13 protein-coding genes are annotated in these 16,999 nt (G+C 61.8%); 9 read left to right on the top strand and 4 right to left on the bottom strand.

The annotated features are described in order from the left end of the window. Positions 1–29 precede the first annotated feature (29 nt). Both EOC94_RS13135 and EOC94_RS13130 read right to left on the bottom strand, forming a co-directional pair. Positions 30–362, bottom strand: coding sequence for a lipid-A-disaccharide synthase N-terminal domain-containing protein (locus tag EOC94_RS13135; RefSeq protein WP_095489606.1), 333 nt, complete (start codon positions 360–362; stop codon positions 30–32). Continuing rightward, positions 355–1,083, bottom strand: coding sequence for a glycosyltransferase family 2 protein (locus EOC94_RS13130; protein WP_095489607.1), 729 nt, complete (start codon positions 1,081–1,083; stop codon positions 355–357). Before EOC94_RS13130 ends, EOC94_RS13135 begins: the two co-directional genes overlap by 8 nt. Before the next feature lie 260 nt (positions 1,084–1,343). On the opposite strand from EOC94_RS13130, the gene tyrS reads away from it, so the two are divergent. Next, the gene (gene tyrS / locus EOC94_RS13125) at positions 1,344–2,597 is read left to right on the top strand and encodes a tyrosine--tRNA ligase (protein WP_095489694.1); all 1,254 of its coding nucleotides are present in this window, start codon (positions 1,344–1,346) and stop codon (positions 2,595–2,597) included. 418 nt (positions 2,598–3,015) lie between these two features. Here tyrS and EOC94_RS13120 read toward each other — a convergent pair whose 3' ends face one another. Next, entirely contained in the window at positions 3,016–3,558 is a 543-nt protein-coding gene (locus EOC94_RS13120) for a LysR substrate-binding domain-containing protein (protein WP_245465556.1), read from the bottom strand. 488 nt (positions 3,559–4,046) lie between these two features. On the opposite strand from EOC94_RS13120, the gene EOC94_RS13115 reads away from it, so the two are divergent. Beyond that, positions 4,047–5,915, top strand: a complete 1,869-nt coding sequence (locus EOC94_RS13115; protein WP_127290943.1) for a tetratricopeptide repeat protein — start codon at positions 4,047–4,049, stop codon at positions 5,913–5,915. 205 nt (positions 5,916–6,120) lie between these two features. Here the strand turns inward: EOC94_RS13115 and EOC94_RS13110 are convergent, their stop codons facing one another. Continuing rightward, positions 6,121–9,507, bottom strand: a complete 3,387-nt coding sequence (locus tag EOC94_RS13110; RefSeq protein WP_127290941.1) for a DUF3971 domain-containing protein — start codon at positions 9,505–9,507, stop codon at positions 6,121–6,123. A gap of 96 nt (positions 9,508–9,603) precedes the next feature. Between EOC94_RS13110 and EOC94_RS13105 the strand changes: the two genes are divergently transcribed. The 7 genes from EOC94_RS13105 to EOC94_RS13075 all read left to right on the top strand — a co-directional run bounded on the left by EOC94_RS13105 (position 9,604) and on the right by EOC94_RS13075 (position 16,806). Continuing rightward, the gene (locus EOC94_RS13105; RefSeq protein WP_126106845.1) at positions 9,604–10,071 is read left to right on the top strand and encodes a peroxiredoxin; all 468 of its coding nucleotides are present in this window, start codon (positions 9,604–9,606) and stop codon (positions 10,069–10,071) included. Positions 10,072–10,231: 160 nt separating this feature from the next. Continuing rightward, positions 10,232–11,506, top strand: a complete 1,275-nt coding sequence (locus EOC94_RS13100; protein ID WP_127290939.1) for a M23 family metallopeptidase — start codon at positions 10,232–10,234, stop codon at positions 11,504–11,506. Between the two features lie 324 nt (positions 11,507–11,830). Continuing rightward, positions 11,831–12,997: an ROK family transcriptional regulator gene (locus EOC94_RS13095; RefSeq protein WP_127290937.1), complete on the top strand. Its 1,167-nt coding sequence runs from the start codon at positions 11,831–11,833 to the stop codon at positions 12,995–12,997. 38 nt (positions 12,998–13,035) lie between these two features. Continuing rightward, positions 13,036–13,800 carry an ATP-binding cassette domain-containing protein gene (locus EOC94_RS13090; protein ID WP_127290935.1) on the top strand — a complete coding sequence of 255 codons (765 nt, stop codon included), beginning with the start codon at positions 13,036–13,038 and terminating at the stop codon, positions 13,798–13,800. Between the two features lie 40 nt (positions 13,801–13,840). Next, a complete protein-coding gene (locus EOC94_RS13085) occupies positions 13,841–14,881 on the top strand; it encodes a sugar ABC transporter substrate-binding protein (protein WP_095489616.1) in 1,041 nt (346 codons plus the stop codon). Positions 14,882–15,043: 162 nt separating this feature from the next. Then, positions 15,044–16,039, top strand: a complete 996-nt coding sequence (locus EOC94_RS13080) for an ABC transporter permease (RefSeq protein WP_127290933.1) — start codon at positions 15,044–15,046, stop codon at positions 16,037–16,039. Then, positions 16,036–16,806, top strand: a complete 771-nt coding sequence (locus EOC94_RS13075; protein WP_127290931.1) for an SDR family oxidoreductase — start codon at positions 16,036–16,038, stop codon at positions 16,804–16,806. Before EOC94_RS13080 ends, EOC94_RS13075 begins: the two co-directional genes overlap by 4 nt. Positions 16,807–16,999: the final 193 nt, after the last annotated feature.

The raw sequence follows: 16,999 nt of genomic DNA, 5'->3' as shown, positions 1-16,999 counted from the left end.
TCGGTTTGCTTCTTACGGAGGCCCGTCGCTCAGTCGACCTTCGTCATCGCCGCCTTGCGCTCATTGGCAATCAGCCAGAGATTGCGAACATAGATGAACATGCCCATGGATTGACCGGCGATGAACACCGGATCCTGCCGCTGGATGGCATAGATCAGCAGCAGGCTGCCGCCGAACAGCGAAAAGAACCAGAAAGCGATCGGCACGACGCTGCGCTTGGCTTTTTCCGACGCGATCCACTGCACGACGAAGCGCATCGAAAAAAAGAACTGAGCGACGAAGCCGAGCAGAACCCACGCATCGAATTGCTTGACGAAGACCTCGTGAAGCCAGATCGCCAATTCCTGAAGCACGTTAGCCATGCCTGATTTCCTCTGTTTTTGGCATTCTCCGGCGCCTACGGCGCAGCCACCAGACACCGGCGAGATCAAGCACCCCTTGCAGGCCGCGATCGAAAATTCCGTAATTCGACTTACCGTGGCGGCGAGAGCGGTCGACGACGTCGCAATGCACGACGCGATACCCCTCCTGGATGACGAGCGCCGGAACAAAGCGGTGCGTGCCGTCGAAGAACGGCAATTTCCTGAGGATACCGGTATGGATCGCCTTCAGGCCGCAGCCCGTGTCGCGGGTCTCGTCATGCAGGATGGCCTTTCTCAGCCAGTTGGCAAAACGGGACGCCAGTTGTTTGATCTTGCTGTCACGGCGCTTCAGGCGCTCTCCTTGCGCAACACCGAAATCGGGACCGGCCTGCCGCAGGGCGTCGACCAGCACCGGAATGTATTTGGGATCGTTTTGGCCGTCGCCGTCGATCGTAGCGACGATATCGCCGCGGGCCGCCCATGCGCCCGAACGCACAGAGAGCGACTGGCCGGCGGATTTCTCATGCCGGAGGTGGCGAAGCGGAAACGGCCGAAGTACTGCCTGGACGGCAAGGACCGAAGCGGTTTCGTCGGTCGAGCCATCGTTGACGACGATCACCTCGAAGTCGCGCCCGGCCATCGCCGCCCCGATCTCATCGAGCAGAAGCGGCAGGTTCGCCGCCTCGTTCCGGCAAGGAATGATGATGGATATCTCCGGCATGTCGCGTCGGGCTCTGTCACAGGATATGGCATTCGATTCGATGCCGTGCGGTGCCGTTCCAGCGGGGTAAGTGCTGCAAGAACCCGCTGGCGCGGCGCCTCATTACGCCAGCCCAAACGATGAAGCAAGCATCCGCACGCCATCCGCGCGGGCCGCAAAACCGGATTCCCCTTTTGCTGATCGCGCTTGGATGCTAAACGCCCGCCTTCACGCATGCCACGCCCGATCCGCTTCGGTTGGGCGCTTTCGGGAAAGAAAAGATGTCCGCCTTCAAATCCGATTTCCTGCGCATAATGAGCGAGCGCGGTTTCATCCACCAGATTTCGGATGATGCCGGCCTCGACCAGCTTTTCGCCAAGGAGACGGTGAGCGCTTATATCGGCTTCGATGCGACCGCCAAGAGCCTGCATGCCGGGTCGCTGATCCAGATCATGATGCTGCACTGGCTGCAGCAGACCGGTCACCGGCCGATCGCGCTGATGGGCGGCGGGACCTCGATGATCGGCGATCCGTCGTTCAAGGACGAGGCACGCAAGCTTCTGACGCCGCAGGACATTGAGGACAATCTGGCCGGTATCCGCCGCAATTTCATGCCCTACCTCAAATTCAGCGGTGGTCCGAACGACGCCATCATGGTCAACAACGCCGATTGGCTGATGGAAATCAACTACGTCAACTTCCTGCGCGATGTCGGCCGGCACTTCTCCGTCAACCGCATGCTGGCCTTCGATTCGGTCAAGCTCAGGCTCGAGCGCGAGCAATCACTGTCGTTCCTCGAATTCAACTACATGATCCTGCAGGCCTATGACTTCGTCGAGCTCTACAAGCGTCTCGGCTGCCGGCTGCAGATGGGTGGTTCCGACCAGTGGGGCAACATCGTCAACGGCATCGATCTCGGTCATCGCATGGAGGGCGCGCAGCTTTACGCGCTGACCACGCCCCTGCTCACCACCTCATCCGGCGCCAAGATGGGCAAGTCGGCTTCAGGCGCTGTCTGGCTCGATGCCGAAATGCTGTCGCCATACGAATTCTGGCAATACTGGCGCAACACCGAGGACGCCGATGTCGGCCGCTTTCTCAAGCTCTACACGACGTTGCCTCTGGACGAGGTCGCGCGTTTGGAACGGCTTGGCGGCTCCGAAATCAACGAGGCGAAGAAGATCCTAGCGACTGAAGTCTGTACGCTGCTGCACGGCCGTGCCGCCGCAGAGCAAGCGGAAGAGACGGCGCGCAAAACGTTCGAGGAAGGCGTTACCGCCGACACGCTGCCGACTGTCGAAGTGGGCAGGGCCGATCTGGAAAGTGGCGTCGGCATATTGTCGCTGTTCGTCATCGCCGGACTTGCCGCGTCCAACGGCGAGGCACGGCGACACATCCAGGGCGGCGCCGTGCGCCTCAACGACCAGCCGGTGTCCGACGATCGCAAGGTGGTGACGCTTCAGGATCTTGGCCCGGAAGAGGTCGTAAAGCTGTCGCTCGGCAAGAAAAAACACGTTCTGGTGCGGCCGGTCTGACCAAAGCCTGATCCGTCCCCGATAGAATCGGATGGGCTCCATTAGCTATGACCTTTTCCGAAACCGGTTTCGCTTCTTGCTGCACTGACCTTCGGTTCGCGATCACGGCCTAGGTAAAACAGGTGGCTACTGAGAATGGCCGAGATGGGTGAACATTCGTCTCATCGATCGGAACGAGCAGGTAGCGCCACTTGCGTTCAGGGCGATGCACCGAACGTCTTGTTCGGGGCCGGAAGCGGAATGGCGGTTTCAAGGCTCGAATTCTTGCAGCAGACGTTCACCGCGACGCAGCCAGTCAGGGTAAGTTGAGACTTTTTCTAGGGCGAGCTGCCTGGGGGCGCCTGTTCTGCCTGAGCGGGGAAACCGATTTCGACGGCCCGAACGGTTGTGCTGATGAGGAGGATAACTAACTGCCAAGTTAGAGCGGCATGTTTGAGTACGCTTTGCCCTGGTCACGCCTTATGGCGCAGTGCGTCGACAAGCAGAGCGAAGGCTGGCGTGTGTTGGCGTCTGCTTGGGTAATAGCGGTGGTAGCCAGGAATGGCTCACACCAATCCTCCAAGACCCGGATCAGCCGCCCATTGGCGATGTATTGCTCAACCTGACTTTCGAATGTGTAGGCGAGAGCCAGTCCATCGAGGACGGCGGCCTCTAGCATCTCTCCGTCGTTGATCACAATCGGCCCATTCATTGCCACTTCAAGCTCTTGCTCACCGCGCTGGAATTCCCAGGCATAGAGGCCTCCCCCGGTCGTTTGTCGGTAGCTGATGCCTCGGTGGTCCTTTAGGTCGCGGGGCGTCATGGGGATCGAGCGATTGGCAAAGTAGGAGGGTGATCCGACAACAGCCACGTGATCATTTCGCAAACCGTCTTCAGCTTCCTGCCCGCAACCACCAGCTTTACCGCTCGTCAGGCCCACACTCTCGTCGCCTATGGGGCATTGCTTATTGTCGCGCTGCATCTGGGCCTGCAGTGGTCGACGATCATGGGCTTGGTGCGTGGGAGGCTAGGACTCGAAGCCAACAGATTGCGCTCCTGGATTCTTCGCGTTCTGGCACTGGGCATCGCCGCGTATGGCGTCCACAGCCTGCTCGCCCTGTAGCCTCGAAACTTTTGATGCAGGTGGCGATGGGTTTTGCCGACTTTCAGGTCTCATCCCCGGTTCTATTGGCGCAGCATTCTGCCGTGGTCGGACTCGGGGTTTGTCTTTCGCACTATGCTTTGAAGTTGCTTTCAGTGAAACGACGGACGGCTCCGGACGCAGAACGAACTGCTAACCAGGCAGATGCATTACCGCATTCAATATTCACGCACTTATGAGTTGTGATTCACGCATTTATGAGTTGTGTTGATAAGGGCATTCCCAATTGAGGGTCTAATATGAATGCCTGCGGCGCATTAAATACCGCATGCCAGCTCCGTGTCTGGCCCCTCTATGGGAGACCGATGATGGAACGCAAGCTTGCGGCAATCATGGCCGCTGACATTGTCGGCTACAGCCGGCTGATGGCTGAAAACGAGGCGTCCACCTACGCGGACTTGCGCACGGTATTCGACGATCTCATCGACCCCACAGTCGTGCGGCATGGCGGCCGCACCTTCAAAACAACCGGCGACGGCTTTCTCGCCATGTTTCCGAGCGTCAACGAGGCCGTTGATTCGGCCCTGGCCATCCAGCAGGGTTTCGACAAAGGGCCGTTCAAGCTTCGCATCGGTATCAATCTTGGCGACGTTATCGAAGACAATGGCGACGTATATGGCGATGGCGTCAACGTCGCCGCCCGTCTTGAGACCATGACCGAACCCGGCCAGATATTTGTCAGCAGTGCGGTGGTGATGGCCGCAGACCGCAATCGTGCCGATATTTTTGCCCGTGTCGGGCACCGGCGGGCAAAGAACATTCCCGAACTCCTCAACGTATACCGTGTGCGGCGCACGGATTCGCGCAGGTCGGCTTGGCGGAGACTGCCGCACGTCCTGCGCGGCACGGCAGCTCGCTGGTCTTACGGCGTTGCCGCCTTGGCCCTCATTCTCATCGGCACCCAAATCGCACCCCTGCCGCTGGCGGCCATGGTCAGCCGTATTCCAGCCGCGCTGTCCTTTGATCAGACTCGCGAGGACCCAAGACCGTCGGTTGCGGTCATGCCGTTCGCCACCATGAGCGGCGGAGGAGTAGAACAGTCATACTTTGCTGACGGTCTGACTGAGGACGTAACCACGGCGCTCGCCCGGAACTCGGAACTTCAAGTGATCGCGCGCGACTCCACTTATGCCGTGCGCGGGCAGGATAGCGATGTAAGCAAGCTCGGTGAGAAGCTGGGGGTTTCGTACGTTGTCGAAGGCAGTGCCCGGCGAGAGGGTGACCGGCTGCGCGTCTCGGCACAGCTTATCGACGTCAAGACCGGCGCGCACCTCTGGTCGCGCAGCTTCGACAGGCAAGTAGCTGACGTCTTTACCGTCCAAAGCGAACTGACAACGGAAATCGTCGCGCAGCTCGCGCCGTATATCGGTAGGAGTGAAGCCGCCGCCGCTGCGCAGCGCCCGACAGACAATCTGCAGGCTTATGATCTTGTGCTGCAGGCTCGTGATCGTTACCGGCACGGTGCCAACGATGCCAAAGGCCTCCAGGAAGCGCGCGCGCTCTATCAGCGTGCGCTGGAAATGGACCCGGCCTATGCTGCGGCGCGTGCGGGTCTGGCGTTGACTTACATTGCTGATGTAGCACAGCGGGCGGACGGCCAGACTGCCGGACTGGATACCGGTCTCAGTGAAGCGCGCCAGGCCGTGCGCCTCGATCCTAACCTTGCGCTGGGTTATCAGGTTATAAGCTTCGGCCTTGCGGTTCAGGGCGACTACTCAGGCGGACTGCAGGCAGCAACACGCGCGGTAGAGCTCAACCCTAACGACCCGGACAGCATGATGGCGCTTGCGAAGGCGCAAGTCCGGTTCGGTGAATACGATGAGGCCGTTTCGAATGCCGAGCGGGCACGTCGCCTGCACCCCATGGCGCCGGAATACTATGCCTATGTGCATGGCCAAGCCCTTTACGCCGCGGATCGCCGAGAAGAGGCAGCGACGGTCATCTCAGAGTGCCTTGTGAGGGCACCGCAGGACGCCAACTGTCTGCTGATACAGGCGGCCCTGCAGGTTAGTAGTGGCGATATAGCAGCGGCGCAGCTAACCATGGCGAAACTGATCAAGGCGCATCCGACTTTCTCCCTCGAAGCGGAGCGCGATTACCGCCGGTTCGGCGACAGGCCGTTGATGGACGACTTTCTGCGTGACCTGGCGCGCGCGAAAGCTCCCGAGACTGCCTGACTTTGCAAGCCGTCGCAAAGCTGCCTGCAGCGTGTAAAGTCGCAATGTCCGCTTTTGGTGGATGGACGGCTTCTCGGGAATGACTGATTTGAGGTGGTGGGCTGCCATTCCTTACGTGCGCGGAAACCGTCGTCTATCCGGCCGGGGCGAGCTAGAGTCCACTTAGGGTCAAGACTCGGTCGCTTGAAGTGATTGGGTTTTGACCTCATCGATACTCGAAGATCGACCTGAAAATTCCGGGAGCGATCACCGACAGCGGATTGACGTCCAGTTTCGGCTTGTTGGCATCGCCCCTGAGCCGGTAGGTCACGCCGATCAGCCCGCGATCGCGGCCATTGCCGAGCAGTGCGCCGAAGAGCGGCAGTTCGCCGAAGATGCGGTTGAGGCCATAGACCGGCATGAACGTGCCGGTCATGTCCATGTTGTTGTTCCGGTCGTAGAGTGTGCCCTGGAAGGTGGTGCCGATGCGTGGACCGCGCAGCACGCCATTGGCCAGCTTGAGATAGCCGGCGCCCTTCTCGATCTCGGAAAAGCCGCGCTCGAACTTCACTCTCGACGTGTCGATATTGGCTTTGACGGCTTCATTGAGGCTGCGGCTGTCGCCCGCCGGCGTCGTCGATACGAGCGAGGCGAGTTTCGGCTCGTTGACCACGAAGAAGTTGCTCGAATCGACCAGGCCCTTCATCGGCCCATCGCTTGCCCCAGCGAGCGCCAGCGTGATCGAACCGCCCTCCATATGCTCGTAGATGTTGAGGAACCGCAGGATGGCGCCGGCATCGGCCGACGTCATGTTGAGGGCGCGCCTGCCGGCGCCGGTCGTATTGCTGATGCTTATAGCAGCACCCGAACTTGCCGTGGCGCTCACCCTGAGCCCGTTCACCCTGGAGCCGGCGGCGCTGTAGTCGAGCTTCAGGTTCGACAGTGTCTCGTTGTGGAAGCCGGTCAGGGAATTGACATCGGCGCTGACGGAAATTGCGTCGGAACCCGTGGCCTTGGTGGCGGTGTCGACATCGGACGTGAATTGCTTGATCAGCGAGCGCGCGTCCAGCGCGTTGCCGCTGATGTCGATAGCGTAGCCCTTGCCCGATCGTTTCACCGACACGGCAACGTCGTCTCCCCGGTTCAACGTGACCTTGCTGAACCGCGCCGAGGACAGGGCGCCGTTGACCAGCACCACGCCGCCGTCGATCGAAAAAGTCTTTCCATCCAGGTCGAAGTCGGACAGCGTCGTGGTGTCGCCGGACTTGGTCATGGCAAATGTGACCTTGGCTGGAATGCCGGGTCCCTTGCTCCAGCCTGCCCACGGAATGTCCAGCCTGGCGTTGGTCAGGTCCGCCGAAACAGTCTGGTTGCTGCCGCCGCTCTTGTCGATCGCAACCTTGATGGTTCCGGAAAGCAGCGCCGACAGGCCAGGCATGGCGGTTGCGCGCATCTTGTCGTCGAGCACCAGCGCCACTTTCCGGCTGCGTGGCGGTCCGGCATTGTTGAGCGGCTCGATCAGTTCGAGCTCGGCTGGAATGCCGTTCAGCAGCGCCTTGGCGGAGATCACGGCCCGATTGGGCTCGACAGTGATCGAGCCGTTGGCCTCCGTCACCGCCTGGCCTTCGAACGGCTTGGCCAGCGAGAGGTCCTTGTAGTCGAGCGCCACCAGCCAATCGAGCTTCGAGGTGTCGACGCCGGACTGCAACGGAATGTCCGCTCTCACGTGGCCGGTCACCGTGCCGGACAGGTCGTCCGGCAGCAGGCCGACATGGCGCATGGCGTTGATCGGCTCATAGGAGGCGAGCTCGGCGATTGCAGACGCCTCGCCGGCGACGTCGATGTCGAGCGCGCCAATCACCGGCGGGCGGTTTGCCGCCTTGACCGTCATCGTGCCGTTGCTCGCCGCCACCGTGCGGCCGCTGACCATATAGACGTTGCCCGAGGAGAGCCTGACGTCGACGTCGTTGCCGTGAAATTCAACAACGCCGACGGCATCGCGTATAGGCGGAATGTGACCGGCCGTATCGAAGCGCGCCCCTTCGATCTGGAAACGGCCGAACACTTCATCGGCAGATAGCGGAATCCCGTTGCCCAGGCGCCCCGGCACAACCTGGAACTGCAGGCTGGCGTCAACGACGCGGCCGCCGAATAGGTTCTTCAGCACCCAAAGGCGGGCGTTTCGCGCGGAAAACCAGGGCCACAACTGCTTGACATGCGAGACCGGCATGTCGTGGACGTTGAAGGCAACGGATATGCCCGGCACCTTTGCCTCAACGAACTCGACCGACGCCGTGCCCAGCGCCTCGCTGGCTCCCCCGGACCTGATCCCGATCTGCTCGGCCACGAGCTTATGGCTCCTGGTCTGGTAGACGCCGGCGACGCGGGCGATGAAATTGAGCGCGGGTTCGGATGATTCCGAGGGTGCCAGTATCGAACGGTCGCTGGTCAGGTCGTAGCGATAGGACGGCTCCTCGCCCGCTGTTCCAGTCGTCGGCTTCGGCCCGACCGAACCGGCGAAATCGAATGTCGAGCGACCGGTCTTCACCTGCAGCCTGTCCACTTGGACCTTGTTGGCGCCGGCGACAAGTGTCGCGTCGAGATCGACATCGGCTGGAAGCATCCCCGCACGCGGGCCGAGATCGAGCACGGAGCCGGCGAGCGACAACGAGGCCGTCAGCCGCGACGCGTTCTCGCCGGATCCTTCCGATCCCGCCAACTTCAAGGCAATCGCGCCCAGCTTCCCGCCTGGCGCTGCCGCGGCCTTGCCGGCCTCCGCCATCTCGACGCTCGCATCCAATGCCGTCACGAGCCGCGTCGTCGTATCGCGGGTGGCTGTGGCAGCGACGGTGAGTGCCCTGCCGTCGACATCCGCGTCGGATGAAAACTCCATGCCGCCCGGCCCCGACTGCGCAACGGTGGCGTCGGTGATCCGGACCAGTTTGACCGCGCCGGCCTCAGGCAGAACGAGGTCGACATTGCTGAGGTCGATCTGGCGCATCGAATCCACCTGCACCGTGTCGAGCGCGCGGTTGAGGTTGGCAAAGACCGCATCGGATAGTCTTTCCGGATCGATGAGGCCGTCGTCATTGCGCAGCGCCGCCGTCCAGTCGCCAGCAGTCGGGATCGCCGCCATCATGATGCGCGCGTCGGAAATCCTGGCGCTGGTGAGCCGCACCTCGCCGGAAAGCAGCGGTATCAGCCTTATGCCGAAGCGGACCCGTCCGGCATCGGCCATCGGCTTGCCGTCGGCGGTCTTGAGGCTGACGTCGCTGACCTGCAGCGCGATGAAGCTCGATCCGTCGAGCGTGAGACGGGCCGGTCCGACCGCAACATCGACGTCGACGCCGGCCAATTTCTCGATGGCTATTTCCGCCTCGGTCCGCAGCCGCTCGGTGCCGAAACCGGAAATGCCGATCGCATACACAGCGACAGCGGCCAGCAGCACGAGGGCCACAAGGCCGGCAAACAGCCGCGCAAGAACACGAACGCCGCGGCCGATCGACGCTTGGCCGAGCGGCGGCACGCGGCACGCGGACGGGAAAGTCTCCAGGTCGGTGATCTCATCACGCCTGAATCTGATCTTCTCGTGCTGCGGCTGCTCCTGATCCACGCAATTTTCCGTTGAACGAACTCGACCGGTGGACGAATCCCGGTTTGACATTATATCGATGCGGCTTGGCGCGTAACCACAAACAAGGGCATCGATATGGCTGATCTCGACGTCGGCGAGCTTGCGCCGCAATTCGAACTTCCCCGAGACGGCGGCGGGTCACTCAGCCTTGCGGCATTGCTGGGAAAGCCGGTCGTGCTTTACTTCTATCCGCAGGATGACACCACGGGCTGCACCAATGAGGCGATCGGCTTTTCGCAGTTGAAGCCGGAATTCGAAAAGCTCGGTGCCGTCGTGATCGGCCTTTCGCCGGACAGCGTCCGAAAACACGACAAATTCAAATCGAAATACGGCCTTGCCGTCGATCTTGTCGCCGACGAGGAGCGCAAGGTGATCGAAGCCTATCATCTGTGGGTCGAGAAGAAGCTTTATGGCCGCCGCTATATGGGCGTCGAGCGTGCAACGTTCCTGATCGGCAGCGACGGACGAATTGCCAGGATCTGGCGGAACGTTCGCGTCAAGGGCCACGCCGAGGCGGTGCTGGAGGCGGTGCGGGCGCTTTGACGGTGAGCCAATGGCGGCCTTGAAAGCCCCAAATGAAGCATGAGCCGCCAAAAATTCGACGCAACCAACGGTAAGGGAGTTGCGCGCAAGCAACCGACCGTTAACCTTAATGATGTGTAATCAGGCTTGTCGTTTGGTGTCGTAACGAAAGCTTGGTCCCGTGAACGTAGCCAGTCAGTCAACGGTCTTTGGCAGGCGCAAGGAGCCCCACACGGTCATTATCGCCCGGGGCAACGAGATAAGGCATTTTACCATACGGCCATGGGTTGCCGCATTTTGCGGCTCCGCGCTGGCAGCGATGGCCATAGGCTATCTGCTGGCGACCTCCTACCTCGTGCTGCGCGACGACCTGATCGGCGCGACCACGGCGCGGCAGGCGCGCATGCAGCAGGCCTATGAGGACCGCATCTCCGCGCTACGCGCCCAGGTCGACCGGATCACCAGCCGCCAGCTTCTCGACCAGCAGCTCATGGAAACCAAGGTTGGCGAACTGCTGGAACGACAGACCCAGCTCAGCCTGCGCCATGGCCGCCTCGGCCCGATCCTCGAACGCACCGAGAGCGACGTCGGAGCGCCACCTGCGTCCGCAAAGCCGGACAAACGCGCCGACGTGACCGACGCACAGCCGCAGGCCTATTCGGTTGCCAGCGTCGGCGCCAATCTTGGCGGCGGCGATACCAGGCCGTTCTCCTTGTGGTCGACCCGCTCCGATCCGCTGCCGAGCGACACGGCGGCCGATCGTGCCGACAGACTGTTCGTGTCGATCAACGAGTCGCTCAAGGCCATAGAGAGCCAGCAGCTCACCCGCATCACCGCGCTTGCCGACAACGCCTACAGAAACGCCGATGCGATTTCACAGGCGCTCGAGGCGGCTGGCCTGCCGGTCGACAGCGATTTCGGCAAGAGCGATGCCGGCGGTCCGCTGATACCGCTCGACAGTTCGATGATGTTCGACAGCAAGGTAAGAGAACTTGACGAGGCGCTGGACGCGCTCGACCGCCTGAAGACGGAGGCGCGACGGCTGCCGCTCGCCAATCCTGCCCCCGGCCGTTCGGTCACCAGCCCATTCGGCGTGCGCACCGACCCGCTCCTCGGCACCGCCGCGCTGCATTCGGGGATGGATTTCAGAGCGCCGACCGGAATGCCCGCCAAGGTCACGGCGCCCGGTGTCGTCGTCAAGGCCGGCTGGAACGGCGGCTATGGCCGCATGGTCGAGGTCGACCATGGCAATGGCTTTGCGACGCGCTATGGGCATCTCAGCAAAATCAGCGTGACCGTCGGCGAGAGGCTCAACGCCGGCGACGTCATCGGCAAGACCGGCAGCAGCGGCCGCTCGACCGGCCCGCATCTGCATTACGAGATCCGCCACAATGGCGAAGCCATCGACCCGCTGCGCTTTCTGAGGGTCGGCAAGAAGGTCGCGCAGTATCTCTGATCTAATTCCCTGGCATTAGTTGCAGCCTACAGGTTGTACCTGCTTTTTGGGGCTGGCGGGACAGCACCCCCTCTGTCCTGCCCTCTTTGTCAAAAATTGGCATCAGATCGGCGGTCGTCCCGGCTTTCGCCAGTCTCCAACGTTTCATGAATGAGCACCGCGCCGAAGCTGCCAATCTCCCTCCTTGTGCGGAGGATGTCCGGCAGGACAGAGGGGGCGTGAAGGAACGCTACATAACCGGGATCGCGCGCAAAATTATTTTTGAATTCCATTTGACTGAATAAATATTCGGTGCGAACCTCATGTTTCCTAAGGGCGCAAGACATGGCACTGCGGGGGACCAATCAGGAATTCGGGCGGCCTTACAACAGGCGCATCGTGCTCGAATCCATCCGCCTTCACGGCCCGATCACCCGCGGCGACATTGCCAGGCGGGTCGGGCTCACCGTGCAAACGGTGTCGACCATCGTTCGCGAGCTGGAAGAACACGGCTACGTTCTGTCCATGCGCGAAGAGCCGCGGGGGCGCGGGCTGCCTCCGGCGACCCTGCGGATCAACCCGGAGGGCGGCTACGCCGTCGGCATCCACGTCACTCCCCTCGGCATCAATGCGGCGCTGATCAATTTGAGCGGTGACGTGATCGAGAGCACCTACCGCGAGGCTCCCAGCGCAACGCCCGACCATGCCTTCGAGTTGATCGGCGCGATGGTGCTTGAATTGACCGGATTACGGCCTGGCGGTCGCGTTCTCGGCATCGGCATGGCGCTGCCCGGCCCTTTCGGCGTGGAATCGATGAGCTTTATCGGCCCGACGACGATGACCGGCTGGAAGGACGTGGCGCTTCGGGAACGGCTTGAGGCCTCGACCGGGCTGCCAGCGTTTTTCGAGACCGACATGGCGGCCGCGGCAATGGGCGAGCGCCTGTACGGCCTCGGTGCGGGGTATTCCGAATACTACTATCTCTATTTCGGTGTCGGTCTTGGCGGCGTTATGGTGCATGATGGAAGCGCCTTGCGCGGCGCCTGGGGAAATGCCGGCGAAATCGGGCATATTCCTGTCGCGCCGGGTGGCGAGCCCTGCCCCTGCGGCAATCGCGGCTGCCTCGAACGATACCTTTCGCTCGAGGCGCTGCGGCGCCGGAACATCAGTGACGCCGATTGGGTTGATGAAGTCGGGCCGATCTTCCGCAACGCCCTCACCATCATCGAGAACCTGTTCGATCCAGAAACCATCATCCTCGGCGGACTGGCGTCCACCGATTTGCTTGAACGGCTGGCCGGTTCGGTTGCGAACCTTCCCAACTCGGTCTCGGCGCGAGGAGACCGCATGACGCCCCGTGTCACCGTCGCACGCGGCGGACAACATGCGGTGTTGCGCGGGGCCGCAGCGCTTGCCGTCTCAGGGGTGCTTTCGCCGCGCTTCGGCCAGATATTCACCGCCGAGCGCGAACGCGGGCGAGATATCCTGCAAAGCAAGGGAATCGCGGCATGATCGGAGCTCAGCCTGGCATGAGCGGAGTTCAGCCTGGCATGATCGAGCCCCTGCTGGTGCTTGACAACGTCACCAAGAATTATGGCGCGATCGAAGCGCTCAAGGGCATCAGCTTCTCGATCGGCAAGGGCGAGGTGGTGGCGCTTCTGGGCGACAACGGCGCCGGCAAATCGACATTGGTCAAGATCATCGCCGGCGGGCTGGAGCCGACCTCCGGCCGCATGCTGTTCGAGGGAAAGGAATTCCTGGCCAAGTCTCCCGCCGAGGCAAAAGAGGCGGGAATCGAGACCGTCTACCAGGACCTCTCGCTTTGCACCAATGTCGACGTGGTGGCCAATTTCTTCATGGGCCGCGAGATCACCAGGAAATTTCTTGGCGTTCCCGTGCTCGACGAACCCGCCATGGAGCAAGTGGTCAAGAACGCGCTGGCCAGCGCCGGCACGCGCATCCCCTCGCTCAGGACCAATGTCGAGCATCTCTCGGGCGGTCAGCGACAGGCTATCGAGCTCAACCGATTCGTGCATTTTGGCGGCAAGCTCGTGCTTCTTGACGAGCCGTTCGCAGCACTCGGTGTCGAGCAGACGCGGCGCGGTCTCGACATGATCCGCCAGGTGGCGAGCCAGGGTATCGGCGTCGTCATCATCACCCATATCATGCAGCAGGCCTTTCAGGTCGCCGACCGGATCGTTGTGATCCGGCAAGGTGTCGTGGCCGGCGATGTCGCGCGCAACAAAACAAGTCCCGACGCGGTGATCAACATGATCACCGGAGAGACGCTTGCCGGTGCCGGACCGGCGGGCTGAGGGACAAAATGAGGGGTCCGGCGCAAAAGGAGCGAACGACATGAAGAAAATACTTCTTGCTGTCTTCGGTATCCTGGCACTGGCCTTTGCCACGCTCACGCCGGCATTCGCCCAGTCCAAGGGCACCGTCTACTATATGGTGCCGACATTGCTCGATGAATTCCAGACCGGCTCGGTGAGCGCTCTGGAATTATTCCTGAAGCAGGTCGGCTACGAGATGAAAACGCTGAACGCCGATAACAAGACCGACGCTCAGCAATCGCAGATGAACGACGTCATCGCGCTCAAGCCGTCGGCGATCATTCTCGCCGCCGTCGATTTCAATGCGTTGAAGCCGTCCATCGAGGCCGCCCGCGCCGCCGGCATCCCGGTGGTCGAATTCGACCGCCAGATCACCTCGACACCGTCCGACTTCACGTCGGTGGCGGGAACGGTCGAGATCGGCTACGTCGCCGCCGACCAGGCCGAGAAGCTCTTGAAGGCGAAGAACGGCTCGGTGAAGGGAAAAATCCTCCAGGTGCTCGGCGATCCTGGCGATCCCTACACGCTCGATATCCAGAAGGGTTTCGAGGAGAAGATGAAGGCATTTCCGGACGTCAAGATCATCTCGGTTCCGGCCATGCAATGGGAAGCCAGCAATGCCGGCACCATCGTTGCCGACCAGATGCTCGCCAACCCGGACATCGACCTGATCTTCAGCCACGCCGCGCATCTCTCGGTCGCTGCCGTCGCCTCGCTCGAGGCCGCCGGCAAGAAACCGGGCGACGTTATGCTGATGAGCTCGAACGGTGCGCCGGTCGGCCTCGACCTGATCCGCAAGGGCTGGCTCAATGTCGAAGTCGAGCAGCCGCTCTACGCTCAGGCCGCCGCCGTCGCCATGTTCATGGACAAGGTCGTCAACAAACAGGAGATCAAGCCGGGAGAGTACGAAGTGCTCGGCCTGAAGTCGACCGTGACCAAAGAAGCCTGGGGGCCGAACATCAAGATCCCCGGCGCTGCGATCACCAAGGAAAATGTCGATAACCCGGCCTTCTGGGGCAATATGAAACCGCCCTCGGACACGGTGAAGCCGATCGAATAGCAAGGTCGCCTGGGGCTTCGGGCCACGCTGGCCCGGAGCCCAACCACTGCAGCCCGGCGCGTCCGAACAGGCGCGAGGGACGCTGCAGCAATTTCAATCCGCGCATGATCCTTTCCGAAAATCGAATCGGTTTTCGGGGTCATGCGCCAGCCGGATCAGCACATGAATCCCCGCACGCGCCGCGCCCTCGAGTTCGCCCTCGACAACCTCGTCTGGTTCATGCTGGTCTTCGTGCTGGTGGTCTTCTCCATTTTCATTCCGAACTATTTCCAGCTCGGCATCTTCGCCAACATCATAGAGGCGTCGAGCGTGCTCGGTGTCATGTCGATCGGCCTGGCGCTGGTCATCATCACCGGACACATGGACCTGTCGGTCGAATCCGTGGCGGCGCTCGGCGCCATGGCGGTCGGCATCCTGTTCTGCTCGGCCGGTATCGGCCTTGGCGTTCAATTGCACCCGGAATGGCTGATGGTTCCGGTTTCGCTGCTGCTTGCCCTGATTGTCGGCGGCATCATCGGCGTCATCAACGGCTATTTGGTCGTGAAAGTGAAGATGAGTGCTTTCATCATCACGCTCGCGTCCTACATCTGGGTGCGCGGCCTTGTGCTGGTTATTTCCGGCGGCCGCTCTGCGCAGGACCTTGCGCCGGCGATCCGCTGGTTCGGCATTCAGCGGCTCCTTGGCCTCCCCCTCACCGCCTGGATCGCCATTTCGTGTTTCGTGGTCTTCTCGCTGATTATGGCCAAGACACCGTTCGGCAGGCATCTCGTCATGATCGGTGGCAACGAGACCGCAACCTTCCGCGCCGGCATCCGCGTGAACCGCAACCTCGTCATTGCCTTTGTTCTCGCTGGCGCCATAGCCGGCCTTGCCGGCTGGCTGCTGGCGATCCGCACCTCCGGCGCCACCGCCAATCTGGGCGTCGGCCTGCTGTTCAACGCCTTCGCCGCCGTCGTCATCGGCGGTGTCAGTCTGAAGGGTGGCGTCGGCACCCTGCCCGGAGTCTATGCCGGTGTGCTTTTGCTGTCGGCCATCAACACGGCGATCAACCTCATGGGCCTGCCGGCCAACTTCACCCAAGTGATCCACGGCCTGCTCGTGCTTGCCGCCGTGCTGCTCGACGCATTCAAGCAAACCATTCGCCAGAGGCTGGCATGACTGGCCGTCTCGAAAACAGGGTCGCGCTGATCGTCGGCAGTGCGCGCGGCATCGGCAAGGGCATCGCACAACGCTTTGCCGAAGAGGGCGCAAAGCTGGTCCTGGCCGATACCGAGGTTGAGGCCGGGCAAGCGACCGCGGACGAACTCGGCGCTGCCTTCATTCGCACCGACATCTCACAGATGGCCGATGCGGAGGCCGCCGTTGCGCTGGCGCTCGAACATCACGGCCGTCTCGACATCCTGGTCCAGAATGCCGGGATCTACCCCTGGCAGCTCATCGAGAACACCAGTCCGGACGACTGGGACCGGGTCATGGCCGTCAATCTGCGCGGCACCTTCAATGCCACTCTTGCTGCGCTGGCGCCGATGAAGGCGCAGCGCTTTGGGCGCATGCTCTACACCTCGTCGATTACCGGCCCGCACGTCACCAGCCCCGGTCACGGCCACTACGCCGCCAGCAAGGCCGGCATCAACGGCTTCATCCGTTCGGCGGCGCTGGAATTCTCCGGCTACGGCGTCACTGTCAACGGCGTTGAGCCCGGCAACATCCTCACCGAAGCAATCCAGATGCATCGCGGCGCGGCCTATATCAAGAACATGCAGGATTCCATTCCACTCGGCCGGCTCGGCAGCCCGCGCGACGTGGCCAACGCCTTCCTGTTCCTGGCCTCGGACGATGCCAGCTACATCACCGGCACGACCATCATCGTGGATGGGGGGCAATTGCTGCCCGAGGGCAAGGATTTTCGGCTCCTTCCGCCGTGATCCTCGATTTCGGTGACGGTTTTTCCTGCGGCCGGCAACAACAGCCGATCATCCGGCACTTGCCATGATTTGCCTCAAGGCAAGGACGCGGCCGGCCGCGACGACGACCCGGAGCTACTCGGCCTGTCTACACCATTCCCTACCAGGTCCTCGAACCCGATCTGGCGTTCATCGTCGATGGCCCCGCAGGTGC

Origin of the sequence: Mesorhizobium sp. M6A.T.Ce.TU.016.01.1.1 (genome assembly GCF_003997065.1) — a bacterium.
Lineage (GTDB): Bacteria > Pseudomonadota > Alphaproteobacteria > Rhizobiales > Rhizobiaceae > Mesorhizobium > Mesorhizobium mediterraneum.
The sequence above is the reverse complement of the archived record's forward strand: the minus strand, read 5'-3'. Positions and strand labels throughout refer to the sequence as shown.